Raw genomic sequence first — 26,007 nt, 5'->3', positions numbered from 1 at the left:
CCGCTTGCGCAGGTCCCCCACCACCCGCACCAGGTGTGGGTTGCCAGCCAACCCCACCAACTCCAGGTGAAACCGGTGGTCCGCGTCCACGTACTTGATCACATCACGCCGCCGCGCCGCCGCCACGATCGCCTTCGCCAACGGCCGCAACGGCTCCAACTGCTCCCTGCTCGCCGTCCGCGCGATCCGCGCCACCGTCGGCACCTCCACCAACGCCCTGATCTCAGTGAAGTCGTCCAGGTCCGCCTCCGACAGCTCCGTCACCCGGAACCCCTTGTTGCGCACCACCTCCACCAGGCCCTCCTTGGCCAGGTTCAGCATCGCCTCCCGCACCGGCGTCGCCGACACCCCGAACTCCGCGGCCAACAACGGCGCCGAATACACGATCCCCGGCCGCAACTCACCAGCCACCAACGCCGCCCGCAACGCGTGCGACACCTGCTCACGCAGGCTCCGCTGCTCCTCGACCGACCTCAGCTTCAGGCCGCTCTGGGCGTCCGCCAGCACTCCACGCTGTCGATCGACGGTCACTCAAGGCCTCCCGGGTCCGGCCGGTCGTTGGCCCGAAGTCTAGGCCGAGCGCCAACCACGAGCGCCAACCAGCCGACGCCGACGCGCAGGTCATTCCGGCTGAAGCGGAAATGACCGCGCTCTGATCGAGGCGTGCGCATCATGCGTCATGAACGGCTGCCGAGTCGACACCCAGGTGCCCCACGAGCTGGCGGACGTCCTCCAGTACACCGTTCGGATGGTGCTGCTCGACCGGGGCGAGCCCGGCCTGCGCGAACTGTTCCACGGCTACCGCCGCGCGCACACCTACCAGCCGAGGGTGCTGCGGGAGGCCGCCGACTTCGTGGCCTACCTCGCCGAGCACGCCGCCGACATCCCGCACCTCGCCGAGGTCGCCGAGTACGAGCTGGCGCTGCACCGGATCGCCGACGGCGGGCCCGCGCAGCGAGTGCGGTTCAGCTGCGAGCCGACCGCTCTGCTCACCGCCCTGGCCGAGCTGCGGCTGCCGGACCGGCTCCAGCCGGGCGACTACGAACTCGTGGTGATGCCGTAGCGCTCACGGACGCGGCGTGACCCAGCCGAGGTGCGCCGCGCGCAGGCCGGCCTGGAACCTCGTCTTCGCGCCCACCCGCGCCAACAGGGCGTGCAGGCGGCGCTGGAACGTCCGGTGGCTCAGGCCCATCTGCTTGGCGATCGACTCGTCGGGCATCCCGGTGGTCAGCAACGCCAACAGCCGCCGCTCCTCCAGCGTCGGCCCCGCCGGGCTGTCCGCCACCGAGTTCAGCGGCAACGGCATCGCCTGGTCCCACAGCGTGTCGAACAGCGCGCACAACGCGTCCAGCAGCGCCGACCGGTGCACCACGATGATGCTCTCGATCGCGGGCGGCGCGGCCTGTAAGGGAATGAGGCCGAGCCGGTCGTCGGCGACGCACAGCTTGATCGGCGCGTCGGGCAGCACCCGCGCCTGCTCGCCGTGCGCGAGGCTGATCTCCAGTTCGGTCGGCAGGTCGTGGAACCGCTCGAGGCCGCTCGGGTCGTAGATCACCCGATAGGAGATGCCGCGCCGCAGCATCTCCAGTTCCACCGGGTGGTTGGCCAGCGGCCCCGCCGCGTACGGCGGTTTGTCGATCGCGCGGATCTCCCTGGTGGCGCTGCGCTGGATCTGTTCGAAGTGCTGGGCGATCGCGGCCGGGCCGCTGATCACCTCGACCAGTGTCGCGGGATCTCCGGTCGCACTGGCCTGGTGGTAGATGGCGGTTAGTTGCTCGGCGAACAACCGGCCCCGCCGGATTCGCTCCTCTTGTTCCAGGAAAAGCACCTCCAACGCGACGTTCGGGGTCGTGGTGGCCCAGCGCACCGGGGATCCCGGCACGCGGCTGACCAGGCCACGAGCCATCAGGCGATCCAGCACGACGGACAGTCGGCCGTTGTTGATCGCCAGGGCCGAGGCGATTTCGTCGTGGGTGCACGGGGACGCCGAGACAAGGTGTTCATAGAGCGCCTGTTCCGTCGGATCGAGTCCTATGACGTCAAGCATGGCGCAACGTTACGCCCGGCATGACATAGGCACTGGCGGGAACTCGCCAACGGCCACTTTTCGCCGCGACAAAGACTTTCGGACCCGGATCCGGACACTCATCCTCATTTCTCACCACCACATTTCACCCTCGCCCGTATTCCTGTCGTCCGCTCCGAGAGGAGGGTCGTCATGACCCTGCACGCACGCCATCACTGGCGACGCACGTGGTTCGCCGTGGCCGCCGTCGCCGTCACGACCGTGGCCGTGACCGTCGGCGCTCCGGCCACCGGCGCGCCGGCCACCGCCACTGGCGCGACCGCGACACCCACGCACTCCGTCACGCTGATCACCGGCGACCGGGTGTCCTACGGCGAGCGGCCGGGAGCCTCGCCGCTGGTCGAGGTCACGCCGGCGGACCGGTCGGACGGCTCGACCCCGTACTTCCTCACGATGCGGACGGCCGACGGCGTGTACGTGCTGCCCTCCGACGCGCGCCAGCAGGTGGACAGCGGCGCGCTGGACCGGGAGTTGTTCAACGTCAAGGAGTTGGTGCGGGAGGGCGTGGCCGACAACGCCACGAGTGTGCCCGTGATCGTCACCTATCGGGACGCGAGGTCGTCGGCGCGGCAACGGTCCTCGGCCCTCGCGGCCACCACCTCGGTCCGGGAGCTGCCGTCCGTCAACGGCGCGGCGATGCGCGTGGACACCGCGCGCGCCGCGCAGTTCTGGGCCGCGCTGCACTCCTCGATCCAGGCGCGCAGCGCCACCCTGCCGGTGGCCAAGGTGTGGCTGGACCGCAGGGTCTCGGTGCGACTGGACCAGAGCGTGCCGCAGGTCGGCGCGCCCGCCGCGTGGCAGGCGGGCTACGACGGCACCGGGGTCACCGTCGGCGTGCTGGACACCGGCATCGACGCGACGCATCCCGACCTGGCCGGCAAGGTCGTCGCGGCCCAGGACTTCACCGACGAGGGCACCATGGCCGACGGGGTCGGGCACGGCACGCACGTCGCGTCCATCCTCGCGGGCACCGGGACGGGTTCCGCCGGCAGGTACAAGGGAGTCGCGCCCGGCGCGAGGCTCGTCGTCGGCCGCGTGCTCGACAGCAGCGGGTACGGCCTCGACTCCTGGGTGATCGCCGGCATGGAGTGGATCGCACCCCAGGTGCCGGTGGTCAGCATGAGCCTCGGCGAGGACTCGCCGACCGGCGGCGGCCCGGTCACCGACGCGGTGAACGACCTGACCGCGAAGACCGGCACGCTGTTCGTGGTGGCGGCCGGCAACAGCGGTCCCGCAGTCTCCATCGCCAGCCCGGCCGACGCGGACGGCGCGCTCGCCGTCGGCGCCGTGGACAAGAAGGACCAGTTCGCGCCGTTCTCCAGCCGGGGACCCCGGTTCGGCGACGGCGCGGTGAAGCCCAACATCAGCGCGCCGGGCGTCAACATCGTGGCGGCCAGGGCGGCCGGCACCTCGATGGGCGACCCGGTCAACGACCTGTACACCTCCGCGAGCGGCACCTCCATGGCGACCCCGCACGTGGCGGGGGCCGCGGCGATCCTGGCCGAGCAGCATCCCGGCTGGCACGCGGCGGACCTGCGCCAGGCGCTCGTGTCCAGCGCGCAGGACGTCGGCGGGCCGTGGCACGAGGAGGGATCCGGGCGGCTGGACGTCGCAAGGGCCGTGCGGCAACAGGTGCGCGCCACCGACGCGGTGTCCTTCGGGCGACTGTCCGGCGACGCGGCCCCGGTGACCGCGCAACTCAACTACACCAACGACTCCCCGGACCCGGTCACGCTCGCCCTCGCGCCGTCGCTCGCCGCGTACACCGGCGCCGCGCTGCCCGCCGGGACGGCCGTGCTCGCCGCGTCGAGCGTCACCGTGCCGGCGCACGGCGCGGCCGCCGTCGGGCTGACCGTCGACGCGCGCACCGCCTCGGTCGGCTCCCTCGGCGGTGTGGTCACCGCGCGCACCGCCGACGGCTCGGTGCAGCTCCGCACGCCCGTCAGCGCCTACCGCGCGCCGGACACCGTGGCGCTCACCCTGCGGATGACCGACTTCCGGGGCAAGCCCGTCGCGGACGGCCTGGCCACCCTGCTCGACCTCACCGCGCAGCCGAGCGCCTCGGCCGACCCGTTCGCGGTGGTCGGCTACTCGGTGCCGATCCAGGCCGGTGTCGGCACGGTCCGAGTGCCAAGGGGCGACGTGTACTCGGCGATGATGTGGACTGCGGCGGTCGGCGTGGACGTGCGCCGGTACGACGTGTTGGTCAGCGACGAGATCACGCCGACGACAGACGCGACGCTGTCCGTCGACGGCTCGACGGACGTCCCGCTCGGGGTGTCCGACCGGCAGCCGACCGACCAGCTGTTCCATCTGGCGCAGGTGATCCGCGGCGGGGCCGAGGTGGAGGCGAGCATCGGCGCCGGCACCAACGCGGAAGGCAGCCTGTTCACGCCGGGCTACCGCTTCTACGTCACCCCGGTCGGCCCGGCGCGGACGGGTTTCCTCACCCTCCAGGAGAAGTGGGTGTTGGCCGATCCCGCGCTGACGGCCCGCACGAGTCCCGCCGGCACGGTGCTGCACCCCGACTACCGGCCGTTCGCGGTGCGCGCCGCGCTGCCCGGCTATCACGAGCTGCCCGTGGTGCTCGCGGGGCAGGGTGCCGACGTGCGGGGCAAGCTCGTCCTGGTGCCCATCCAGGTCCCCGCCGGGATGGATCCGGTGAGCTATGCCAGCACGACCGCCGTGCAGGCCGCCGCCGACGCGGCCGCGGGCGGCGCGTTGGCCACCGCGCCCTACGTGCAGCAGGCCGGCGCGCTGCCGATCACCGGGCTGCGCGACCAGCCGTTGGCGCAGCTGTCCCTGAGCGACGCGGAGGGCGAGGCGCTGCGCGCCCAGCTCGACGGCAGGACCGTCACTGTGCAGCTGAACAGCCAGAGCGCACCGGGGTCGATGGTCGACCTGTTCTACCACCAGGAGAACACCAGGGCGGTCGAGCATCCGGTTGACCGGTCGCGGCTGGTGCGGATCCCGACGACCTACCACGCGAACAGCCCGACGACCTACGTGCACTCGTGGTTCGCGTTCGGTCCGCACGCCGCCGTCGACTTCAGCCCGCTGACCAGGTTCACCGCGCCGGCCGGCATGGTCGAGTTCGTCGGCCCTGCGGACAACACCGTGCTGTGGCACCGGGAGACCGGCGCCGTCGGCGGCGGCCAGCAGTTCGCCATGGAGACGTTCGACCGCTATCCGCCAGGACAGGACGCGCGGCCCGACGAGCACTGGTTCCGGTCGCCGGTGTTGCAGTACGCGGTGGAGTCCGCGTCGTCGGGCAATCCCATCGGGATCCCGTGCGGGCTGTGCCGGAGCGGGCCGGACGGCAACCTGTTCATCCCGCCGTGGTTCTTCCAGGACAGCGACCCGAGCCACTACATCCAGTCGTGGCCGGACTACCAGAGCACGGTGCGGATGTTCCAGGGCGGCAAGGAGATCGCGGCCAACCCGATGACGGTCACCAGGCCATACCCCACCTTCACGCTCGGCGCGGGCCCCGGTGTCTACACGCTGGTCGACGACGGTCCGGTGCCGGCACAGCCCGGGGCGGTGCCGCTGCCGCAGCGGGCCAGCACCACGTGGACGTTCCACTCCGACCAGCCGACCGCCGCCCAGCACCCCGACGCGTCCTGCCAGACCGAACAGGGTTCGCTGTGTGTGTTCCAACCGCTGCTCCAGTTGCGCTACCAGCTCGATCTCGGCCAGGACAACACCACGCCGGGCGGCCGCCCGTTCACCTTCGGGGTCACCGCCGGCATGCACTCCGGCGTCCCGAATCCCGCTCCGGTGACCGCGCTCCAGGTGTCCGCCAGCACTGACAGCGGCGCCACCTGGCAGCCGGCGCGGGAGGTCTCGCTCGGCGACGGCCGCTACGACGTCACCGTGGCGCAGCCAGACCTGCCCATCGCGCAGGTGTGGCTGCACGTGCGGGCGTCCGACGCGGCCGGGAACACCGTGGACCAGACCGTGCAGAACGTCTACCGGCTCACCCCGGCCGGCAGCACCCACCACGGCCGGGAGAGGTAGCGGGACACCGGTCGGGCCGGGTCGTCCGCTCGGACGACCCGGCCCTCTGTGCGGCCATGCGGTGAGTCGATATCCCGTGGTGCGAGGAACGATCAATCAGTGACTAGCCGACCGAGCTCTGGTTGCGCTGGAAGGTCGACGGGCCGTAGAGGACGAAGTCCTGCTGGTTCACGCCGGTGTTCTGCACCCGCAGCGAGGCCTGGTCGAGGTTCGCGTTCTGCGGCACCGCAGGCGTCCTGGACGCGCACGCGTTGCTGGAGAAGCCCACCGAGTCGATCTTGCTGCCGAACTGGTTGGCCAGCATCACGCCGCCGGAGTCGGGGATCGTGATGAAGAAGTCGGCGTCCTCGCCGACGGCCCTGCTGTATCCGGTCGGGTTGACCAGCAGCAGGTACGAGCTGATCTGACCCTGCGGCTGGAGCATCGTGCCGGCCGGGAACGTCAGTTCGGTGACGACCTGGGTGCCGGCGAGGCATGCCTTGACGGACCAGTTGGACAGCGACACGGGCTGCGCGCTGATGTTGTGCAGTTCGATGTACTGGTCGTTCTGACCGGCCGGTCCCCTGGTGGCGATCTGGCTGATCGTGATGGTGCTGGAGACCACCTTGGGGGCGATCTGCTGTTCGCTGGCCGAAGCCGCGGGGCCGCTGAACATGGTGCCCAGCGCCAACACCGCGAGTGCGGCGGACGCCAGCATTCCCTTGCGCATTAGCCTTCTCTTTTCTCATTCGGAGAAACACAATTGGGGACACCGTTTTTGGAGTGTCCACTCCGACCCACTGTCGGAACCTTTTCGGCCCTCGTCAGCGGCTTTCGGAGTCGTTGCCAAGCATGGACCGACCGCAGCGGAACCGGACAGTGCCCGCATTCCCGGACCTTCCCCCGACCAGCGCCAACAGGCCCTCCCATCAGGCTTCACCCAATCTGTGGAAGATCTTCGAAATATCGCTGTCAGACAGTAGTGTGCGCAGTTCAATTGCGTTTCAGAAAGACGTCGAGAAGCGAACAGGATGGCAGCTCGAATTGGCCACGGGGCCGCTTTCTTGGGTTCCATCGGACGATACTGGCAACCTCCGCCCGGGTGGCGCGTCCTCGTCTTCGGTACGACGAACGGCCGACGGCGACGCGCTTTGGGGGAGACGGACTTGATCACACGCAGGAGGCTGCTCATCGGCGGCCTGGTCGCCGGCGTCGGCGCGGTCGGCGCGGGAGTCGCCGTGATCGAGGACGTGCTGCCGGGCGGGCCTGCGCTGCGGCGCAGGCTCGGCATGACCGGTGAGGACGGCGCGGTGCCCGACGTGCCGCCGGTGCCCATCGCCGAGCACACGATGCGGTCGGCCGCGCGGGGCCGCGACGTGAACGTGGTGACCGCGGCGCCGACGGGTGTCGACCCGGCGACGCTGCCGGTGTGCCTGGTGCTCTACGGCAGGGGCGGCAACGCGCACGTCGCGGTCGACACCACCCTGGCGAAGTTCCTCACCGCCGCGCTGGGGGCAGGCGTGCCGCCGTTCGCGCTGGTCGCCGTCGACGGCGGCACGGACTCCTACTGGATCGCCCAGGACAAGGGCGACGACCCGCAGGCGATGCTGCACGACGAGCTGCCCCGGTGGCTGACCTCGTTGGGGCTGACCAGGTCCGGCGGCGTGCCCGCCGCCGCGCTCGGCACCTCCATGGGTTGCTTCGGCGCGCTGGTGTACGCCAGAAGGCGCGCCGCGGCGCCGCCGGTCACCGCCCTGCTGAGCCCGGCGCTGTTCCGCGAGTGGGGCGACGCGAGCACCGTCAACGCGTTCCACACCGAGGCGCTGTGGGCCGACAACGAGCCGCTGCGGCACCTCGACCAGCTCGACCCGACGCTGGCGCTCGGCGTGTGGTGCGGCCAGGAGGACCCGTTCTACCCCTCCGCGCGGCAGCTCGCCGACCGCGCGCGCCCCGAGGTCGCCTCGTTCGACCACGGCGACCACAACGCGGGCTACTGGAACCGGGTCACCCCGGACGCACTGCGGTTCGTCGGCGAGCGGGTCCGGCGGGCCTGAGCGGGGCTGGCCTGAGCGCGGCTGGCAGTCAGCTGCCCGGCCGGATCAGGCCGCTCTCGTAGGCGAACACCACCGCGTGCACCCGGTCGCGCAGCTCCAGCTTCGCCAGCACCCGGCCGACGTGCGTCTTGACGGTGCTCTCCCCCAGGTACAGCTGGCTCGCGATCTCCGCGTTGGACAGTCCCTTCGCGAGCAGGCCGAGGACGTCGCGCTCCCGTTCGGTCAGCGCGTCGAGGCGGCCGCGGTCCACCGGCTCCGCGCCGATCACGAAGCGCTCCAACAACCTGCGGGTGACCGAGGGGGACACCATCGCGTCACCGCGCAGCACGCCCCGGATCGCGACGAGCATCTGTTCGGCCGGCGCGTCCTTCACCAGGAACCCGCTCGCGCCGGCCCGCAGCGCCGCGTAGGCGTACTCGTCGAGGTCGAAGGTCGTCACGATGAGGATGCGCGCGTCGGGCAGTGCGGCGCCGATCCGCGCGGTGGCCTCGATGCCGTCAAAGCCCGGCATCTGGACGTCCATCAGGATCACGTCGGGCCGCAGGGCGACGGCCTTCTCGACGGCGCTGGCGCCGTCGCCCGCCTCGCCGACCACGGTCAGGTCGGGCTGGCTGTCCACCACCATGCGCAGCCCGACGCGCATCAGCTCCTGGTCGTCGCAGATCAGCACCCCCGCCGGGGCCGACTCGGTCACGCGGCGCCCTCGTCCGAGGTGATCGGCAGCATCGCCCGCACCACGAAACCGCCGTCCCGGCCGGGACCCGCGTCGAGCGTGCCGTGGAACAGCGCGACGCGCTGCCGCATGCCGGCCAGCCCGTGTCCCGAGGACGGCAGTCCGCTGCCCGCGGACCGGGCGCCCGCGTCGTTGACGACCTCGATCCGCACGACCCGCGCCCGCCCCGGCAGGCCGAAGTCGATGCCGACGCGCGCGCCGGCGTCGGGCGCCGCGTGCTTGATCACGTTCGTCAGCGACTCCTGCACGATGCGGTAGGTCTGCAACGCCGCGCTCGCCGGCAGGTCCTCGGGGTCGCCGACGATGTCCAGCGCGATCGCGGAACGCCCGGCGCCGGCCCGCGCGACGAGTTCGGTCAGCTCGGCAAGGGACGGCTGCGGGCCGCGGGTCGTCTCGTCGTCGTGCAGCACCTCGAGCAGCCTGCGGAGCTCGCCGAGCGCGGCCCGCCCCGTCCTGCTCACCGTGTCCAGCGTGCGGTCCACCGCGCTGGGATCGTTGTGCCGCATGAGTTTCGCTCCCTCCGCGTTGACGACGATGACGCTGATCGCGTGCGCGACCACGTCGTGCAGCTCGCGCGCGATGTGCGTCCTCTCCTCGGCAACAGCGGCCCTGGCCAGCGCCGCCCGCTCCGACTCGGCGAGCGCGGCGCGGCGCTCGAACTCCTCGACGTAGTCGCGCCTCGCGCGGATGAACTCCCCGAGCAGCCAGGCGATGGCGGCCTCGGCCACCACCGAGACGACCAGCAGGTACCAGCCCTGCGGCAGCTCCCTGAACCAGGTGAGCGACCAGGTCACGGCGAGCACGAGGCCGACCGAGGTCAGCAGGGCGGCCTGGCGCCGCCTGCCCTGCACCACGAGGGTGTACAGCGCCACCGCGACGACGAGGTCCGTGCGGTGCCAGTCGCTGCCCCACACCATGGCGAAGTACTGCGCCCAGGCCACGGCCATGATGACCGCGGCGGCCCCGAACGGATGCCGCCGTCGCCACAGCAGCGGCAGCACCAGGCAGAGACTGAAGGCCAGCTGCACCGAGACCGGCTGGTAGTCGGGCCGGTCGGTCAGGCCGGGCGGCACGAGCAGCACCAGGTACAGCGGCAGGTCCGTGAGCCACGGGTGCTCGCGCAGCAACAGGTTCAGCCGGTGCACCAGGCGACCCTACGGCGGCCCGACGTGCGCCGACGTCCTCCCGGAGTCCTTTTTCGATCATCCCTGCGGAGGATGCGCTCGGCCGCGTCGACGGATGTGCGGCCACCCGGCGGATTCCTAGCGTCGAGTCATGTCGATCACCGCAGAGTTCTTCCGCCATCCCCTGCTGACCGGCGCGATCGCGGCCAGCTCCCCGCAGTTGGCCGAGGCGATGACCAGCGATCTCGGCCTGGAACGCGCGAAGGTCGTCGTCGAGCTCGGTCCGGGCACCGGCGCGTTCACCTCGGCCATCCTGGACCGCATGGCCCCGGGCGCGCGGCTGGTCGCCGTCGAGCTGAACGCCGTGCTCGCCGGCGAGTTGACGCGGCGGTTCCGGGGCAGGCCCGTCGAGGTGGTGCGGGGCTCGGCGGCCGACCTCGGCAACCTGGTGCCCGACCAGGTCGACGCGATCGTGTCCGGTCTGCCGTGGACGGTGATGTCCGAGCAGCAGCAGCACCGAATCCTGGACGCGATCGGCGGCGTGCTGACCGACTCCGGCCGGTTCACCACCTTCGCCTACGTGCACGCCGCGTGGACGCCGCCGGCCCGCCGGTTCGCCGCGCAGCTGGCCGCGCGGTTCGCCGTCGTCGCGCGCGGCCCGGTGGTGTGGCCGAACCTGCCGCCCGCGTTCGTGCACCGGGCCGCGCTGCCGAGGGTTCGCGCCGCGCACCCCTCGACCGTGCACCCCTCGACCGCGGCCTGACCCGGCGGGGCCGGCAGCACCCGCCGCCGGCTCCGCCCCGGGGTCAGCCCGCCGAGTCTGCGCGGTTGGGTCCGCCTGCCAGCTGGCGCAGCGACCGGTCCCGGCAGCCGGGGACGGCCGATCCCGCGACGGCGGATTCCACGGCAGAGACCGACTGCTCGGCCGCGTCGACCAGCGACGCGGTCAGCCGTTCCCGCGCGTAGGCGCGGAACAGCCTCGGCATGCAGTAGGCGTCGTTGGTGAGGGTGGTCTGGAGCAGGCCGCCGTCGAGCAGGACCTCGAGCAGGTCCTCGGCCGCGTCGACGGGAATCTCCAGCAGCAGCGCCAACTGGCTCGCCCGCACGCCGGGGCCGGGCAGCTCGGCGAGGTGCCGGAACGCGCGCTGGGCGAGGCCGGAGTCCAGCCGCCGGTAGCCCCGGCGCAGCCTGGACCGCAGGCCGACGTCCCCGGTGCGGATGCGGTCGAGGCGGTGCGCCGGATCGCGCAGCTGAGACACGGCGTGCGCGACGGTCCACCCGGGATGCGCCGCGATGCGGGTGGCCATGATGCGCAGCGCGAGCGGCAGATGGTCGCAGAGCTCGGCCAGCTCGATGATCGCGTCGGCCTCCTCGACCGCCCGGTCCGGGCCGATCACCGCGCCGATCAGGGCGAGCGACTCCTCCGCAGGCAGGGTGTTCAGCACCAGCCGGCAGACGCCGTCCAACCCGGTCAGCCTGCCGCAACTGGTGATGATGACCTGGCTGGCCGGCGCCTCCGACAGCAGCGGGCGGACCTGCCGTTCGTCGGCGGCGTCGTCGAGCACCACGACCACCCGCCGCTGCGCGAGCAGCGAGCGGTACAGCCCGGCGCGCTGCTCGCAGTCCGACGGCACCCGCTCGGGCTGCACGCCGAGGGCGCGCAGGAAGTCGCCGAGCACGTCGTAGGCCGACACGCTGGCGCCGAGCGCCGCGTAGAGCTGGCCGTCGGGAAAGTGCGTGCGCAGCTGCTGGGCGAGGCGCACCGCGAAGGCGCTCTTGCCGATCCCCGCAGGGCCGCTGACCACCACCGGGGCCCGACCGGCCGGGCCTGCCGGCTCCGTGAGCACCCGCATCCGGGCGAACTCGGCGTGGCGGCCGACGAACTCGCGGGTTCCCGCCGGCAGCTGCGCGGGCCAGGACAGGTGCGGCGGCTGGCTGCGGGCCGCACCGCTCGGCCGCTCGCCGGTGCGCGCGCCCTGCTGCGGCACGACCACCTGCGGGCCCGCCGGCATGCCGATGATCTCGGCGACGGCGTGCCACCGCCGTTCCCAGCCGGCCTGGTCGCCCCCGCACGCCTCCACGAATGCGAGGGTGACCCGCAGCGTGGGCAGGCCGAGGCCGCCAGCGGCGGTGGACAGCACCGACGGCGAGAACAGCGCCCGCTGGGCGAGCTCTCGGTAACTCGGATTCCCGGCTCCCTGTCGCAGCTCCCGCAGGTCCATCGCGAAGGCCGCGACCGGACCGGACGCTGGATCCAGTGGTCGTTCGGGTCGCCCCATCTCAGCTCTCCCCCAAGACTTCTCCGTGCTTGCTTCAAGCCGGTCGCATAATTTGAAGTTTGACCGGACAAAAAATCAACCCGGGCAGCCGGATCCCCTCCGTCCGGAGCCCTGGACCCACTTTGTCACAGTGCCCTGTCAAGGCAACGGGAGACAGCTCACAGCTGCCGTCCCCAACAAATCTGCCAACACTGTCGAAGCAGGTCAGGGCGATTGTTCGAACATCGTGCGACAACCGGTCGCGCGCCGCCCATGATCCACGATACCCCGATCTCGCGCCGCACAGTGTAGGCGAATTGAGCTTATCGGCCGACTCGGTACGCCCACCCGGACCAACACGAAAGTCAGCACCAAAGGGCAGCTGCTCGCCTGAACGGCGCTAACGCCACAAAGCCACTCGGCGCACGGAACTTACCCGGCATTCGGTCTACGCGATTATCTCGACGGTCGTTACGGCGATCGGCAATATTACCGAACCAAGAGGCTCGCACTGCGACATAGTCCAGACTTATTGTCCAGGCAAATACCGCCTTGACATCAGTCGCGTCGGTGGTTTCCCCCGGCCGGCCGCACCCGATCCAGCTCCAGCGCGGCGTCCAGCCACGGGACGCGGGCGAGCCCGTCCACCTCGTCGAGACCGAACCACGCCGCGGTGTCCGTCGAGCCGTCCACCTCGTCGCGCAGCTCCCCGCCGACGACGCGCGCCGCGTAGACGATCCGCACGCTGTGCAGGTCGCGCGGCGGCTCGTCGCCGTCGGAGAAGACCCGCTGGTCGCTGTGCACGCCGACCAGCCGCTCGACCTCGACCGTGTGGCCGGTCTCCTCGGTGACCTCGCGCCGCACCGCGTCGTACGGGTCCTCGCCGTGGTCGACGCCGCCACCGGGCAGCGTCCAGAGCTTGCCCTTCGGGCCCACCCAGCGGGCGAGCAGCACCCGGCCGTCCCGCACGCACACGGCGTAGGCGGCGACCCGCACCTTCCTGGTGGCCAACGACGCGTTCGACTCGCCCGGCATCGACATCTGAGCACTCCACATCACACGACGGCTGAGTCGATCACGGTAGTCAGTCGGCGGGGCGGCACCCAACCACGAAAGGCCCGGATTTTCCGCTTCGCATGGTCGCGCCGCGACCCGTGCCCACAAAGATCACCCGATAGGGTTGCCGGGTGTCGAGCCCCCGGCCGGCGAACCGCCGGGTTCGCCTCGTGTTCGCCCGGCTGATGCTCGTCGGCGCGCTCGCCACGGCGGGGATCAAACTCGTCGACACGCAGGTCGTGCAGGCGCAGTCGCTGTCCGAGCAGGCCGCCAAACAACGCGACACCCATCTGGTGATCCGGGCGCAGCGCGGCGCGATCCTGGACCGCTCCGGCGCGCGGCTGGCGTTCAGCGTCGAGACCAGGATGCTCGACACGCAGCCGGCGCAGATCCGCCGCGACTGGGCGCAGGAGCACCCGAGGACCGACGACAGCTTCGAGGCGCGGGCCGGGCAGATCGCGGCCGGGGTCCGCGCCGCGCTCGGGCCCGCCGTCGACGAGCAGGCGCTGCTGCGCCAACTCCGGTCCGACGGCGCGTACCTGCGGATCGCCGAGGACGTCGACCCGGTGAAGGCCAGGGAGATCACCGGCAGGTTCCCGGAGATCATCGCCCACCAGACCAGGATGCGGCGGATCTACCCCAACGGCCCATTGGCCTCGAACATCGTCGGGGCGGTCAACTGGGACCCCGACCCGGCCGCGCCGCCGGAGCATGGCCTCGCCGGACTGGAGAGCGCGCGGGAGACCGCGCTGGCCGGCAAGGACGGCTGGCGGGAGGTGGACACCGAGCGCGGCGGCGAGGCGATCATCCCCGGCAGCCAGCGCGGCGGCGACCCCTCGGTGCCCGGCAGCGACCTCCAGCTCACCGTGGACACCGACACGCAGTACCAGGTGCAGCGGCTGCTCACCGACTACCAGCGGCGCACCGGAGCCAAAGCCGCGCGGGCCGTCGTGCTGAACGCCAGGACCGGCGAGGTGTTCGCGCTGGCCAACGACCGGCCCTACGCGCCGACCGAGGTCGCGACGACCGGCGACGACCGGCTCGTCGACGCGACCGTGCAGACGCCGTTCGAACCCGGCTCGGTGGCCGGCATCGTGGCGGCGTGCGCGTCGGTGCAGCGAGGATCGGCCGACCAGGCGCTCAGCCAGGCGGTGACGGGACTCGTGCTCGACCCCGGCAGGCCCTCCGGCGGCGGCTCCGCGGCGGCCCTGCGGGCGGCCGCGCACGACGCGGGCGAGGACGCCTTCGCCGACCTCCTCACGAAGTTCGGCCTCGGCACCGTGACCGACGTCGGCCTGCCCGGCGAGGCGCCGGGCCACGTGCCCGCGCGCGGCCAGTGGTCGAGGGACACGCTCGATGCGCTGGCCACCGGCCAGGGCATGTCGGTGACCCTGTTACAGCTGGCCGGCCTGTACCAGGCGATCGCGGCGGACGGCGTGCGCACACCGCCCCGCGTCGTGCGCAGCACGATCGGGTCGGACGGCGCGCGCCACGACGAGCCCAGGCCCGCCGGGGTGCGGGTGCTCGCCGAGGACACGGCACGGACGGTCCGCGCCATGCTGCGGTCGGACGCGCTGTTACCGGGCTATCAGGTCGCCGGCACGTACTGGCACACCCCGGAGCGGAGCACGTTCGCCGGCATGCTGCCCGCCGCGGCGCCCCGGTTCGTGGTCGCGCTGACGGTCGAGGGCCCGCCCGCCGACGACGGAGTCACGGGCCTGGCGCGCGGCATGCTGTCCGCACTCGCGACCCGGTACGACCTACCGCTGTCATAAGACGCGATACGACCTGCCACTGTCCTGAAGGGACTCTTCGTGACGTGTCAGCGACCGGCGGCCAGGGTGTCGAAGTCCGGGAAGTCCTCGGCGAGGCGGTTGCCGGTGAAGTTGCCGACCCAGCCGTCGTCGTCGTGGAAGAACCTGATGGACACGTAGTCGGGGCGGGTGCCCATGTCGAACCAGTGCGTCGTGTTGGCCGGCACGCTGAGCAGGTCGCCCGCCTCGCAGAACACGGCGTGCACGCGGCCGTCGACGTGCAGGTAGAACACGCCGGCCCCGCGCGCGAAGAACCGGTCCTCGTCGTCGTCGTGGGTGTGCTCGGCGAGGAACCGCTGCCGGGCGGTGGCCGCGTGGTCCGCCCACTCCGCGTCCTCGCGCGGGGTCATGTGCATGGCGTCGACCAGGACGTAGCCCTCGGCGCGCACCACCTCGGCGACCCGCTCGCGGTAGGCGGCCAGCACCTCCTCGGAGGTCGGCTCCGCCGGCAGCCCCTCGACCAGGTCCCAGCGCTCGAAGCGGACGCCGAGCCGCTTGAGCTCGTCCCGGATCTGCTCGGGGTCCTCGGTCCTGGTCAGGACGGTGCCGGAGTCGGTGTCCGGCCAGACGGTCAACAGGGTCATCGCGTCCTCGTCCTCTCGATGGTGAAGCGCAGCAGCCATTCCAGGCACTCCAGGCGGTGCCGCGCCTGCGTCAGGTCCGCGCCCCACACGTACACCCCGTGCCTGGCGACCAGCAAGGCCGGGGTGTCCGCGCGGTAGCCCGCCTCGAAGGCGTCGCCGAGCACGCGCATGTCCTGGCCGTTGGGGACGACCGGCACGGTGACCAGGTCGTCGTGCGCGGCCCGCCCGAAACCCTTGAGCATCTCGAGGTCGCGCAGTTCGACGCCGTCCGGCCAGTACTCGGCGGCGAGCACCGGGGACAGCGCGTGCACGTGCACCACGGCGCCCGCCCCGGACACCTCGGCGATCCGCGCGTGCAGGCCGGCCTCCGCCGAGGGCGCGCGGTCCGGGCGCGGCTGGTCCGGCACTGCCGTGCCCGTCCGGTCGACGACCACGACGTCGGCGGCGGTCAGCTCGGCCTTGTCCAGGCCGCTCGCGGTGACGGCCAGCCGCAGCGGGTCCGCGTCGAGCACGACCGAGAGGTTGCCCGAGGTGCCGCGCATCCAGCCGAGGCCCGCGTACCGCGCGGACTCCGCCGCGAGCGCGGCACCCGCCTCGGCCAGCGTGGTCACGCCGGCTCGATCTCGACGAGGGCGAGGCTGTCGACCACGCGGTGCGCGCCGAAGTCCGCGTCCGCGTAGGGCTCGCCGGCGCGGGCCAGGCCGACGGTCCGCCAGCCGTCCTCGGCGGCGGCGTCCAGCTCGGCCGGGACGTCGGACAGGAACACCAGGTCGCCAGGCTCGGCGGCCAGCGCGGTCGCGATGGCCCGGTAGGAGGACGCCACCCGCTTGGGACCGGCGTTGACCGTGTCGAAATGGTGCTCGAACAGGCCGGTCAGGTCCCCGTCGGTGGTCTTCGAGAAGAAGGCGACCTGGCCCGCGACCGAGCCGGAGGAGAACACGGCCAGCCGCAGCCCGGCCGCGTGCCAGCCACGCAGCGCGGGCACCACGTCGGGGAAGAACTCGGCGACCAGCTCGCCGTCGGCGTAGCCGCGCTGCCAGATCAGGCCCTGCAAGGTCTTCAGCGGCGCGATCTTGCGGTCGGCGGCCATCCACTCGTGCAGCACGGCCACGACGCGGTCGGTGCCCGCGTCGGCGGGCAGCTCGGCGAGCTCCCTGATCTCCCGCACCGCGTCGCGCACCACGGGGTCGTCCGCGTGCTGTTCGATCCACGGGCCGAGCCGTGGCCTGGCGTAGTCGTAGAGCACCACGTGGACCTGGCTGGTCGCGGTGAGCGTGCCCTCGATGTCGACCACGACCCATTTCGCCGACAGCGTCACTGGTTGGCTTCTCCTTCGCGGTAGTAGGCGGCGACCCCGTCGGGGGCGAACGGGCCCCGGTCGGTCACGATCGAGGTGACGAACCGGGGCGGGGTGATGTCGAACGCCGGGTAGTGGCCGCGCACCCGGTAGCTTGCCGTGCGGTGGCCGAGGGTGCTGAGCACGTCCTCGCCCGGCCGGTACTCGATCGGCACGTCCGCGCCCGTCCTGGCCAGTTGGTCCGGGGCGTGCACCATGGCGAGGAACGGCACGTCGAAGGCGTTCGCGGCGATGGCCAAGCCGAGCGTGCCGACCTTGTTGACGACGTGGCCGTCCATGGTGACCCGGTCGGCGGCGGTCACCAGCGCGTCGATCTCGCCGGAGCCGAGCACGGCGGCGCCCATGCCGTCGGTGATCAGGGTGGTGTCCACGCCCATCTCGGCCAGGGTCTCCGCGGTCAGCCTCGCGCCCTGGAGGTAGGGGCGGGTCTCGGTGCACACGAAGCTGAGCCGCTTGCCGGCGCGCTGCGCGGCGACCACCGTGTCCACCAGGTAGAGGTCCGCCCAGCAGTGCGTGAGCACGCGGCCGTCCTCGGGCAGCAGGCCCGAGGTGAACTCGCCGAGCGCGCGGCTGCGCGCCCGGTACGCGCGGTCGCCCGCCTCGGCGCCGCCCAGCGCCGCGGCCACCAGCTCCGTGCCGGCGACCGAACCGACACCGTCCACTTCGGACAGTACGAAGTGGACGGCCTTGCGCAGATGATTGTTGGTGCGTCGACTGTTCGAGAGTCGCTCGCCGGCGCGACCGAGGTAGGCGCGCGCGTCCTTGGCCGGCAGCCCGGCGGCCTCGCGGGCCGCGAGCACCATGCCCCACAGCGCCGCGAAGTACGGCCCCGACGACTGGGTGACCATGTCCTCGACGGCCTTCGCCACGTCCTCCGCCGTGCGGCACAGCACCCAGTCCTGCTCGAACGGGAACACGCGCCGGTCCAGGATGCGCACGCCGTTCTCGGCGAGCCGCACGCTGTCGGCCAGCACCGGCAGGATCGGCTCGGTCATCAGCTGTACCCCGTGATCTGGGGCCTCACCCCGGTCAGGAAGTACTCGCCGACCTCGCGCGCCTTGTACACCACCGGATCGTGCAGGGTGAGCGTGCGGGCGTTGCGCCAGAAGCGGTCGAAGCCGAACTCGTTGGCGGTGGCCCGCGCGCCGATGAACTCGAAGATCTTCGAGGTGGTCTCGTTGACCACCCTGGTGGCGACGACCTTGGCCGCCGAGACTGTGACGGCGGCCTGGCCGCGCTGCTGCTCGGTGAGGTCGGACCCGGCGGCGAAGGCCGCGTGCAGCCCGAGCGCGGCCTGGTCGGCGACGAGCTTCGCGGCCTCGGTGGTGCTCACCAGTTCGCCGTAGCCCGCCAGGATGTAGGGGTCCTCGACGGCGCGCTCGACGCCGCTGAGGAACCAGGCCCTGCCCCGCCGCCTGGTGAACTCGGCGGCCTCGGCGAGCGCGCCCTCGGCGGTGCCGACGTAGATCTGCGCGAGCGCCAGCTGGAAGCCCAGTGCGGCAAGGGAAAGCCGCAGCGTGCGCGGGTCGTCGAGGCTCTCGGGCTGGTCGCCGAGGACGTCGGCGGCGGCCACCGGCACGCTCTCGAACACCACTCCCCCGCTGGCGGTCAGCCGCTGGCCCAGGTTGTCCCAGTCGTTGAGGTAGGTGATGCCGGGGGTGGCCGCGTCGACGACGAAAGTGAGCTTCTCGCCGTCGTCGATCCTGGTGCCGCTGACCACCAGCCGGTCGGCAACGCTGGCCCCGGTGGCGAAGGTCTTGCGCCCGTCGACCAGGAAGCCGTCGCCGGTCGGGGTGAGGCGCAGCGCCGCGTCGAGCGGGTTACTCACTCCGGCCCAGAACCAGCCGTGCTCGACGGTGTCCCGGCGCAGGCGGTCGGCGAGCTCGGGCCGGTCGAACAGCCCGGTCCGCCACAGCTGGAGGTAGTGGTAGCCGAGCAAGTGGCCAACCGAGGCGTCCGCCGAGGCGACGATCCTGGTGATCGAGTTGGCCGTGACCCACTCGTCGACACCGGCCCAGGCCGGCAACGCCAACAGGCCGGACTGGCGCAGCCAGTCGACCTCCTGCGTCGGCGGCTGCGCGGCCCGGTCCCGCGCCGAGGCGTCGGCGCGGAGCTTGTCCGCCAGCTCCTCGGCCGCAGCCAGCCAGTCCAGCCCTGGGCTCATCGTGCGACTCCCCGTTCCCCGACCGTCACGAACACCAGCCCGAATTGTCCCCGATCATCGCGTGGCGCCTGCCGGAATTCCAGTCACTGGGACGCGACACACCCGCCCGTTCCCCGTCACCCCACCGGTGCCGGCAACGCCTGCCGGTCGACCTTCCCACTCGCCGCCAACGGCATTTCCGCGAGCACCACGATGGCCGATGGCACCATGAAGTCCGGCAGCACACCGGCCGCCCGCGCCCGCTCCGCCTCCGGCGACACCGTGCGCCCCCTGGCCGCCACGACGTACCCGACCAGGCGGCTCCCGCCGCCCGACGCGTCGGTGCGCGCCACCACCACCGCCTGGGCCACGTCCTGACTGTCCGCAAGCACCGCGGCAACCTCGCCGAGCTCCACGCGGTACCCGCGGATCTTGACCTGCTCGTCGATCCGGCCGAGATAGACCAGCTGTCCGTCGGAGGACCAGCGCACCAGGTCGCCGGTCCGGTACATCCGCTCGCCCGGCCGGCCGAACGGGCACGGCAGGAACCGGTCCGCGGTCAGACCCGGCCGCCGCAGGTAGCCCCTGGCCAGGCCGGCGCCGGCGAGGTACAGCTCTCCCGCCTCCTCCGGTCCCGGCACGGGACGAAGCCGGTCGTCCAGGACGTACACCTCGGTGTCGTGGATCGGCCGACCGATGGGCACCGGCCCGCTCGGCACCGGGACGCCCGGCTCGATCCGGTACTCCACGCAGCCGACGGTCGCCTCGGTCGGCCCGTACTCGTTCACCACCGTCACCCCAGGATGCCGGCGCCGCCACTGCGCCAACGCCTCGCCCTGCAAGCCCTCCCCGCCCAACAGCAGTTCGCTGGTCGGCGAGAACTCCGCTGGCAGGATCTCCAGCAGCGGCAGGTAGCTCGGTGTCGCCTTGAGGAACGTGCACGGTGTCCGCCGCAGTTCGGCTCGACCGGTCGAGCCCGTGCCGCCGACCGTCGCGAGGTGAATCCGGCCGCCCACGATCAGCGGCGTGTACACCGACGTGACGGTGAGGTCCACCGAGATCGGCGAATGCAGCAGGGTCACGCCCCGGCACCCGGGATACCGCACGGTCCAGGCGAGGTAGTGGAGCAGCGAACTGTGCCGGACGACCACGCCCTTGGGGCGTCCCGTCGAACCGGACGTGTAGATGACGTACGCCGGGTGCTCGGGGTGCAGCGGGCGGACCCGCTCCTCGGCGGAGAAGCCCGCGCCGGGAACGCGGTCCAGCAGCGCCGCCGTGTCCGGCCGATCCAGCGCCAGCGTCGGGACGCCGGACTCGGGTAGCGCCTCGGTCGCCTCGTCGACCGTGAGCAGCAGCGCCGGCCCGGAGTCGGCCAGCATGAACCCGATCCGGTCCGCCGGATACCCGGTGTCGACCGGCAGGTAGGCCGCGCCGGCCCGCAGCACCGCGAGTAGGGCGACGATCATCGTCGCCGACCGGGGCACCGCGAGCGCCACCACGTCCTCCGGCCCCAACCCCAGGCCGATCAGGTGCCGCGCCAGCCGGGTCACCCTGGTGTCCAGATCCCGATAGCTCAGTTCGGCGCCGCCGGACACCACCGCCACCGCTTCCGGGGTCCGCTGGACCTGCTCCGCGAACAGGTCCAGCACCGTGGCGGCCGACCCCGTCGTCACGCTGGTCCCGTCGCGAGCGTCGCCCGGACGATCTCCACCGCCTTGGTGACGTCCGCCGCGCTCACCCCGGCATGGGTGACCGCGCGCAGCCTGCCGTGGCCGAGCTCCGCGATCGACAGACCGCGCACTCGAGTACTGTCCACAAAGGACTGCCAGGTGAACCGGGGGTCCTTCACCCGGAACATCAGGATGTTCGTCCGCACCGAGCTCGGGTCGATCTCGATGCCGGGAACGTCCGCGAGCCCGTCCGCGAGCAGCCGCGCGTTGGCATGGTCCTCCGCGAGCCGGTCCACCTCGCCGAGTGCGACGATCCCGGCGGCCGCGATGACGCCGGCCTGTCGCATCCCGCCGCCGAGCATCTTGCGGACGCGGCGGACCGAGGTGACGAAGTCCCGGGTGCCCGCGGCGATCGAGCCGATCGGCGCGGACAAACCCTTGGACAGACAGAACTGAACCGAGTCCGCGTACCGCGCGATCTCGCTGGCCGGCACCCCAAGCGCGACGGCCGCGTTGAACAGCCGCGCGCCGTCCAGATGCACCGGGACGCCGCGCTCGTCGGCGAACCGCCGCACCTCGGCCAGGTAGTGGAACGGCAGAACCGCGCCACCGCAACGGTTCTGCGTGTTCTCCAGGCAGATCAGCGCCGGAAGGGCGAACTGCGGGTCGTCCGGGTCGTCCGGGAAACCACGACGCAGGTCGGCCAGCTCGATCGTGCCGTCGGGCTGGTTGGGCAGCGGCTCGTAGGCGACACCGCCGCAGACCGACGCGCCGGCCGCCTCGTAGACGTAGATGTCGCTCTCCGCACCGACGAGCGCCTTCGAGCCTCTCGGGCAGTGCACCAAGATGGACGCCAGGTTCGCCATGGTCCCGCTCGGCAGCAGGCAGGCCGCTTCCTTCCCGAGCACGTGCGCGGCCCGTTCCTCCAGCTCGCGGACGGTCGGGTCCTCCCCGTACACGTCGTCGCCGAGCGGGGCCTCGCCCATCGCGCGCAGCATCGCCGATGTCGGCAACGTGAACGTGTCGCTCCTGAGCTCGATCACCGTGCCCGCCCTTCCACTGCCTGTTCCTGACGCCGTGTCTCGGTGGCCGCGTCCTCGACGACCAGGTGGATCTCGCCGACGGCCAGGTCGAGGGTCCGCTCGACCGCGCCGGCCTCGGGGTGCCCCGCGATGACGTGGCCGAGCCGGTCGTATGCGTTGCGGGCCGGCCGCACCTGCGCGCCGGGTCGACCGGTGACGGCGACCCGTTCCACCCCGGGGACCGACTCGGCGGCCGGCACCCCGTCGACCCGGCGCAGCACGCCGGGCCGATCGGCGAGCAGGAACTGGATGCCAGCGTGCCGCGCGTGCTCCCGGACGAGCCTGGCCGGCAGCCCTGCGGCGACCCGAAGCTGTTGCGCCAGCAGGTCGATCCCGGTGGCGTGCCTGACCAGTTCGGGGATCATCCCGCCGGCCAGCCGGGGGTTGATCTCGATGATGGCCGGGCCTGCGTCGGTGAGCCGCACTTCGGTGTGCGTCGCGCCGAGCCGCACCCCGGTCGCGTCGAGCGCCAGCCGCACGACGTGCTCGATCTGCTCGGCTGTCTCCGGTGGGAGCGGGGCAGGGAAGACGTGCCGGCTCTCCACGAAGTACGGGCTGCCGGTGACGGACTTCGCCGTGATGCCGACGCAGTGCGCCGCGCCCGCTGCCGAGAACATCTCCACGCTGAACTCGGGGCCCTCCAGGTACTCCTCGACCAGCACGGTCCCGGCCGTCGGCAGGCCGCGCACGTTGACCAGCACCGCGAGGATCCGCGCCGCCTGTTCGGCGGCCTGCGCGACGGTGTGGCAGAGCAGCACGTCATTCGAGCCGGAGTCGTCGGCGGGCTTGACCACGCAGGGCAGGCCGACCTCCTCGACCGCGGCGGCCAGGTCGGCGGAGTCGGTCACCGAGGCGAACCTCGGCTGCCGGACACCCGCCTCGCGCAGCCGGACGCGCAGGGCCGACTTGTCGCGGCAGGTCGCCGTCGCCTCGACCGGGTTTCCCGGCAGCCCGAGCCATTCGGCCAGGTCGGCGACGATCGGCACGTAGAACTCGCTGGTCGTGGTGACGCCGGCCAGCTCCTCCCGCCGGAACCGCAGTTGGATCGCCGCCCGCAGCGCCGCGATGGAGTTGGTGTCGCACAACAACAGTTCGCAGTCCATCTCGGCCAGGCCCGCGTACCGCTCCGGCTTGCTGGTGGCCAACACCGGGCGCAGGCCCAGTTCCCGCGCCGTGCGCAGCGCGAGCATCCCGGTTCCCGAGGTGTTCGACTCGACGAACAGCAGGTGTGCCTGGTCCACTGCGCGGCCGGTAATCTCCGCGCGGGACCACGTGGACACCACCGTGCCGTAGGCGACGGGCTCCGGTGTCGCCGCCGTGGCCATCGCGGCGAGATCGTGCTCCGCCCAGTGGTCGTCGCCGTACACGGTGTCGGTGTACCGGTCTCCCCGGTCGGGGAAGATCCCCACGACGCGGTCGCCGGGCGCGGCGCGGGCGGCGAGGTCGCCGAGCACGCGGTACACCGAGCCCGCGGTGTTGCCCGCGAAGATCTGCTGCTCGCGCGCGAGATCCCTGGTCGCGGCGAACGCCTCGTGGTCGTTGAGCCAGTGCACCTCGTCGATGAGCCTGCGGTCCAGGTTCTGCGGCAGCAGACTGTTGCCGAGCCCGCTCTGCAACCGGCGCGGCACGTCGGGCTGGTCGAACAGGGCGCTGCCGACGCAGTCGACGCCGACCACCCGCAGTCCAGGGAGCGACTCACGCAGCGCCCGCGATGAGCCGCACAGGGAGCCGCCGCTGCCGACGGAGCCGACCAGCACGTCGATCCGGTCGAGATCGTCGAGGATCTCTCTGGCCAGGTCGCGATAGGCCCCGGGGTTGTCCGGGTTGCGGTACTGCTGCGGCCAGAACGCGCCGGGCAGGTCGGCCATCAGCTGTTCGAGGCGCTCGATGCGGGCGCTCTGCCAGCCGTGGCTGGACATGGCTTGCACCACGTGCACGTCGCAGCCGAGCGCCCGCAGCTTGGCCATGGTGATCCGGTCGATCCTGGGGTCGGTGACGATGTGCACCTCGTGCCCGAGCGACCGGCCGACCAACGCGACGCCGAGCGCCATGGTCCCCGAGGAGCTCTCCACGATCGGCGCGCCGGGCAGGAGAGCCCCGGTGCGCCGCGCCGACAGGATGATGTTCCTGGCCACCCGGTCCTTCATGCCGAACGGGTTCTGCATCTCCAGCTTCGCGTACACCTCGACGTCCGCGAACTGGTCGAACCGCAGACGCACGAGCGGTGTCCGCCCGATGACGTCCCGGACACTGTCGAAAAGCACCCTCTACCCCCAGTGTGGTGATGACTCAGACGGCCGGGTGCGACCGCAGCAGGCGGTCCACCGCCTTCGGTCCCTCGTGTCTGGCGGTCGCGCGGGCCGACCACTCCTCGCGCAGGCGCCGGTACTCCTGCTCCTGCTCGTCGAGCACGGCGCGCACCGCGTCGGGTCGGGCCGAGCCCGACGAGGACATCCTGGCCAGCGCGCGATCCACGTCGAACGCCTCGGCCAACGCCCGTTCCGGTTCGGCCAGCTCGAAGCCGTGGTCGCCCGCGATCGTTCGCAGCAGCTCGGCATCGATCTGGCGCGGTGTCCTGCCGGCCTCGATCGCGGCGAGGATGTAGGCGCCGGCGATCACCTGCGCCCGCCGCCACGGCACGCCCTCGTCCAGGGTGAGCGCGTTGGCCAGGCTGAACCCGCCGAAGTACTCCTGCTCGCACGCCCTCGCCATGCGGTCGGCGCGGAAGGCGAGCCCGTCGAGCACCGCCGTGAACAGGCGCAGCACGGACCGGCCGGTGGTGAACGCGTTCAGCAGGTTCGCGCCGGCCTCCTTGGAGACCTCCACGAGGTTGGTGTACGGCGTGTTGCGCTGCCCGAGCAGCACATCGAGATGGTATGCGGCCAGATGTGCCGTCCTGCCGCGAATCCGCTCCAGCACCGGGAAGTTCTTCTTCTGCGGCATGGCGGAGGAGATGCCGGACAGCGCGTCCGGCAGGTCGACGAACCCGTGCTCGCTGCCGGCCCAGGTCAGCAGGTCGGTGCAGAACCGGCTCAGCGCGCCACCGAGCAGGCCGAGTTCCGCGGTCACCTCGGCCACCCAGCCCCGCGAGGCGACTGAGGTGAGGGCGAGCGGCTGGACCCGTCGAAAACCCAGCAGCCGAGCCATTTCCGCGCGGTCCCAGGCGAGTTCCTGCCCGGCCATCGCGCCGGCTCCCAGCGGGCAGGCGTCGATGCCGTCGTAGGTCGCCAGCATTCGCCGCGCGGTGTGCAGCGCCTGCTCGGACAGCGCGGCGAGGTAGAAGCCGGGGGTGATGATCTGCGCGGCCTGGAAGTGCGTGTACCCCGGCATCGGGAGGTCGGCCGACTCCCCCGCGCGCCGGTGGGCCGCGACACCGAACCGCAGCAGCGCGTCCGCGGTGGCGGCCAGCTCGTCGCGGCCGAACAGCAGCTGCGCACAGGACTGGAGGTCGTTCCTGCTGCGGTCGACGTGCCAGACCGGGATCGGGCTCGGCAGCCGCTGCTCGACATACCGTTCCAGCGCGAACGCGATGTCGGACATGTTCTGCTCGCGCCACGAGTCGATGGTGTGCGCGTCCACCGACGCCAACGCCGCGCCGAGGTCCTCGGCCTCCCGCGCCGTGATCAGCCCGAGCCGCAGGTACTCGGCGGCGAGCACCCGCTCGATCTCGACATACCGCGGCAGCAGGTGCTCGGCCTCGTACCGGAACTGGGGGTCGAGCACCTCCTCGCGCAGCAGCTCGCTCGGGCCGTCCGCGATCCGCCCGCTCAGCGGGGGCGCGGTTCCGTCGGCCGTCGACGGCTCGTTCTCGTTCAGGACGCGGCCTCCGCGTCGGCGGCCATCTTCCTGCGCAGGCTCAGCGGTCGCATGTCCGTCCACACCTCGTCGATGTGGGCGAGGCAGTCGGCCTTGGCGCCTCGGGTGCCCTCCGCGCGCCACCCGGCCGGGATGTCCTTGTCCCCCGGCCAGATCGAGTACTGCTCCTCGTCGTTCAGCACGACCGCATAGGTCCTGGTGTCGTCGTCGTCCGATGTGGACATGTCACTC

The 26,007-nt window shown here is 72.1% G+C and carries 22 protein-coding genes; 5 read left to right on the top strand and 17 right to left on the bottom strand.

Annotation, left to right across the window (positions count from 1 at the left end; genetic code table 11):
- Nucleotides 1–531, bottom strand: a 531-nt coding sequence (locus tag F0L68_RS29985; protein WP_223199260.1) for a GntR family transcriptional regulator, incomplete at its 3' end; no start/stop codon positions are given.
- Nucleotides 532–679: 148 nt separating this feature from the next.
- Between F0L68_RS29985 and F0L68_RS29980 the strand changes: the two genes are divergently transcribed.
- Nucleotides 680–1,063, top strand: a complete 384-nt coding sequence (locus tag F0L68_RS29980) for a hypothetical protein (RefSeq protein ID WP_149853208.1) — start codon at nucleotides 680–682, stop codon at nucleotides 1,061–1,063.
- 3 nt (nucleotides 1,064–1,066) lie between these two features.
- Here the strand turns inward: F0L68_RS29980 and F0L68_RS29975 are convergent, their stop codons facing one another.
- Complete coding sequence (locus F0L68_RS29975; RefSeq protein WP_149853207.1) at nucleotides 1,067–2,047, bottom strand: helix-turn-helix domain-containing protein; 981 nt, start codon at nucleotides 2,045–2,047, stop codon at nucleotides 1,067–1,069.
- A 171-nt stretch (nucleotides 2,048–2,218) separates the two neighbouring features.
- Here F0L68_RS29975 and F0L68_RS29970 point away from each other — a divergent pair, with 171 nt between their 5' ends.
- Nucleotides 2,219–6,106, top strand: a complete 3,888-nt coding sequence (locus F0L68_RS29970; RefSeq protein WP_149853206.1) for a S8 family peptidase — start codon at nucleotides 2,219–2,221, stop codon at nucleotides 6,104–6,106.
- 103 nt (nucleotides 6,107–6,209) lie between these two features.
- Here the strand turns inward: F0L68_RS29970 and F0L68_RS29965 are convergent, their stop codons facing one another.
- Nucleotides 6,210–6,815, bottom strand: a complete 606-nt coding sequence (locus F0L68_RS29965; protein WP_149853205.1) for a lamin tail domain-containing protein — start codon at nucleotides 6,813–6,815, stop codon at nucleotides 6,210–6,212.
- 436 nt (nucleotides 6,816–7,251) lie between these two features.
- Between F0L68_RS29965 and F0L68_RS29960 the strand changes: the two genes are divergently transcribed.
- Nucleotides 7,252–8,139 carry an alpha/beta hydrolase gene (locus F0L68_RS29960; protein ID WP_188316905.1) on the top strand — a complete coding sequence of 296 codons (888 nt, stop codon included), beginning with the start codon at nucleotides 7,252–7,254 and terminating at the stop codon, nucleotides 8,137–8,139.
- 28 nt (nucleotides 8,140–8,167) lie between these two features.
- Here the strand turns inward: F0L68_RS29960 and F0L68_RS29955 are convergent, their stop codons facing one another.
- Together F0L68_RS29955 and F0L68_RS29950 are read right to left on the bottom strand one after the other, a co-directional pair.
- On the bottom strand, nucleotides 8,168–8,833 hold the full coding sequence (locus F0L68_RS29955; RefSeq protein WP_149853203.1) for a response regulator: 666 nt from the start codon (nucleotides 8,831–8,833) through the stop codon (nucleotides 8,168–8,170).
- Nucleotides 8,830–10,017, bottom strand: coding sequence for a sensor histidine kinase (locus F0L68_RS29950; protein WP_223199259.1), 1,188 nt, complete (start codon nucleotides 10,015–10,017; stop codon nucleotides 8,830–8,832). Before F0L68_RS29950 ends, F0L68_RS29955 begins: the two co-directional genes overlap by 4 nt.
- Nucleotides 10,018–10,147: 130 nt before the next feature.
- Between F0L68_RS29950 and F0L68_RS29945 the strand changes: the two genes are divergently transcribed.
- Nucleotides 10,148–10,759 (top strand): class I SAM-dependent methyltransferase, encoded by a 612-nt coding sequence (locus F0L68_RS29945; RefSeq protein WP_149853202.1) that lies wholly within the window; start codon nucleotides 10,148–10,150, stop codon nucleotides 10,757–10,759.
- Nucleotides 10,760–10,802: 43 nt separating this feature from the next.
- Here F0L68_RS29945 and F0L68_RS29940 read toward each other — a convergent pair whose 3' ends face one another.
- Both F0L68_RS29940 and F0L68_RS29935 read right to left on the bottom strand, forming a co-directional pair.
- Nucleotides 10,803–12,275 (bottom strand): AAA family ATPase, encoded by a 1,473-nt coding sequence (locus F0L68_RS29940; RefSeq protein ID WP_149853201.1) that lies wholly within the window; start codon nucleotides 12,273–12,275, stop codon nucleotides 10,803–10,805.
- 537 nt (nucleotides 12,276–12,812) lie between these two features.
- Complete coding sequence (locus tag F0L68_RS29935; protein WP_223199258.1) at nucleotides 12,813–13,295, bottom strand: NUDIX hydrolase; 483 nt, start codon at nucleotides 13,293–13,295, stop codon at nucleotides 12,813–12,815.
- Nucleotides 13,296–13,441: 146 nt separating this feature from the next.
- On the opposite strand from F0L68_RS29935, the gene F0L68_RS29930 reads away from it, so the two are divergent.
- A complete protein-coding gene (locus tag F0L68_RS29930) occupies nucleotides 13,442–15,085 on the top strand; it encodes a peptidoglycan D,D-transpeptidase FtsI family protein (protein ID WP_149853200.1) in 1,644 nt (547 codons plus the stop codon).
- A 47-nt stretch (nucleotides 15,086–15,132) separates the two neighbouring features.
- Here F0L68_RS29930 and F0L68_RS29925 read toward each other — a convergent pair whose 3' ends face one another.
- The 10 genes from F0L68_RS29925 to F0L68_RS29880 form a co-directional block, all read right to left on the bottom strand.
- Entirely contained in the window at nucleotides 15,133–15,708 is a 576-nt protein-coding gene (locus tag F0L68_RS29925; protein WP_149853199.1) for a 1,2-dihydroxy-3-keto-5-methylthiopentene dioxygenase, read from the bottom strand.
- Complete coding sequence (gene mtnB, locus F0L68_RS29920) at nucleotides 15,705–16,319, bottom strand: methylthioribulose 1-phosphate dehydratase (RefSeq protein ID WP_149853198.1); 615 nt, start codon at nucleotides 16,317–16,319, stop codon at nucleotides 15,705–15,707. The genes F0L68_RS29925 and mtnB overlap by 4 nt, the downstream gene beginning before the upstream one ends.
- Nucleotides 16,316–17,026, bottom strand: coding sequence for an acireductone synthase (gene mtnC, locus F0L68_RS29915; protein ID WP_149853197.1), 711 nt, complete (start codon nucleotides 17,024–17,026; stop codon nucleotides 16,316–16,318). The genes mtnB and mtnC overlap by 4 nt, the downstream gene beginning before the upstream one ends.
- Entirely contained in the window at nucleotides 17,023–18,060 is a 1,038-nt protein-coding gene (locus F0L68_RS29910) for a translation initiation factor eIF-2B alpha/beta/delta subunit family protein (RefSeq protein WP_149853196.1), read from the bottom strand. The genes mtnC and F0L68_RS29910 overlap by 4 nt, the downstream gene beginning before the upstream one ends.
- On the bottom strand, nucleotides 18,060–19,229 hold the full coding sequence (locus F0L68_RS29905; protein WP_149853195.1) for an acyl-CoA dehydrogenase family protein: 1,170 nt from the start codon (nucleotides 19,227–19,229) through the stop codon (nucleotides 18,060–18,062). The genes F0L68_RS29910 and F0L68_RS29905 overlap by 1 nt, the downstream gene beginning before the upstream one ends.
- A 116-nt stretch (nucleotides 19,230–19,345) precedes the next feature.
- The gene (locus F0L68_RS29900; RefSeq protein ID WP_149853194.1) at nucleotides 19,346–20,881 is read right to left on the bottom strand and encodes an amino acid adenylation domain-containing protein; all 1,536 of its coding nucleotides are present in this window, start codon (nucleotides 20,879–20,881) and stop codon (nucleotides 19,346–19,348) included.
- A complete protein-coding gene (gene ltaE, locus F0L68_RS29895; RefSeq protein ID WP_149853193.1) occupies nucleotides 20,878–21,921 on the bottom strand; it encodes a low-specificity L-threonine aldolase in 1,044 nt (347 codons plus the stop codon). Before ltaE ends, F0L68_RS29900 begins: the two co-directional genes overlap by 4 nt.
- Nucleotides 21,918–24,179: a pyridoxal-phosphate dependent enzyme gene (locus F0L68_RS29890; RefSeq protein WP_240543019.1), complete on the bottom strand. Its 2,262-nt coding sequence runs from the start codon at nucleotides 24,177–24,179 to the stop codon at nucleotides 21,918–21,920. The genes ltaE and F0L68_RS29890 overlap by 4 nt, the downstream gene beginning before the upstream one ends.
- A 70-nt stretch (nucleotides 24,180–24,249) precedes the next feature.
- Nucleotides 24,250–25,839, bottom strand: a complete 1,590-nt coding sequence (locus tag F0L68_RS29885) for an argininosuccinate lyase (protein ID WP_223199257.1) — start codon at nucleotides 25,837–25,839, stop codon at nucleotides 24,250–24,252.
- Entirely contained in the window at nucleotides 25,773–26,000 is a 228-nt protein-coding gene (locus tag F0L68_RS29880; protein WP_149853191.1) for an MbtH family protein, read from the bottom strand. Before F0L68_RS29880 ends, F0L68_RS29885 begins: the two co-directional genes overlap by 67 nt.
- Between the last annotated feature and the right edge of the window lie 7 nt (nucleotides 26,001–26,007).

The sequence above is a fragment of the Solihabitans fulvus genome (assembly GCF_008386585.1).
Classification (GTDB): Bacteria; Actinomycetota; Actinomycetes; order Mycobacteriales; family Pseudonocardiaceae; genus Solihabitans; species Solihabitans fulvus.
This window is presented reverse-complemented; position numbering and strand designations above follow the sequence as displayed.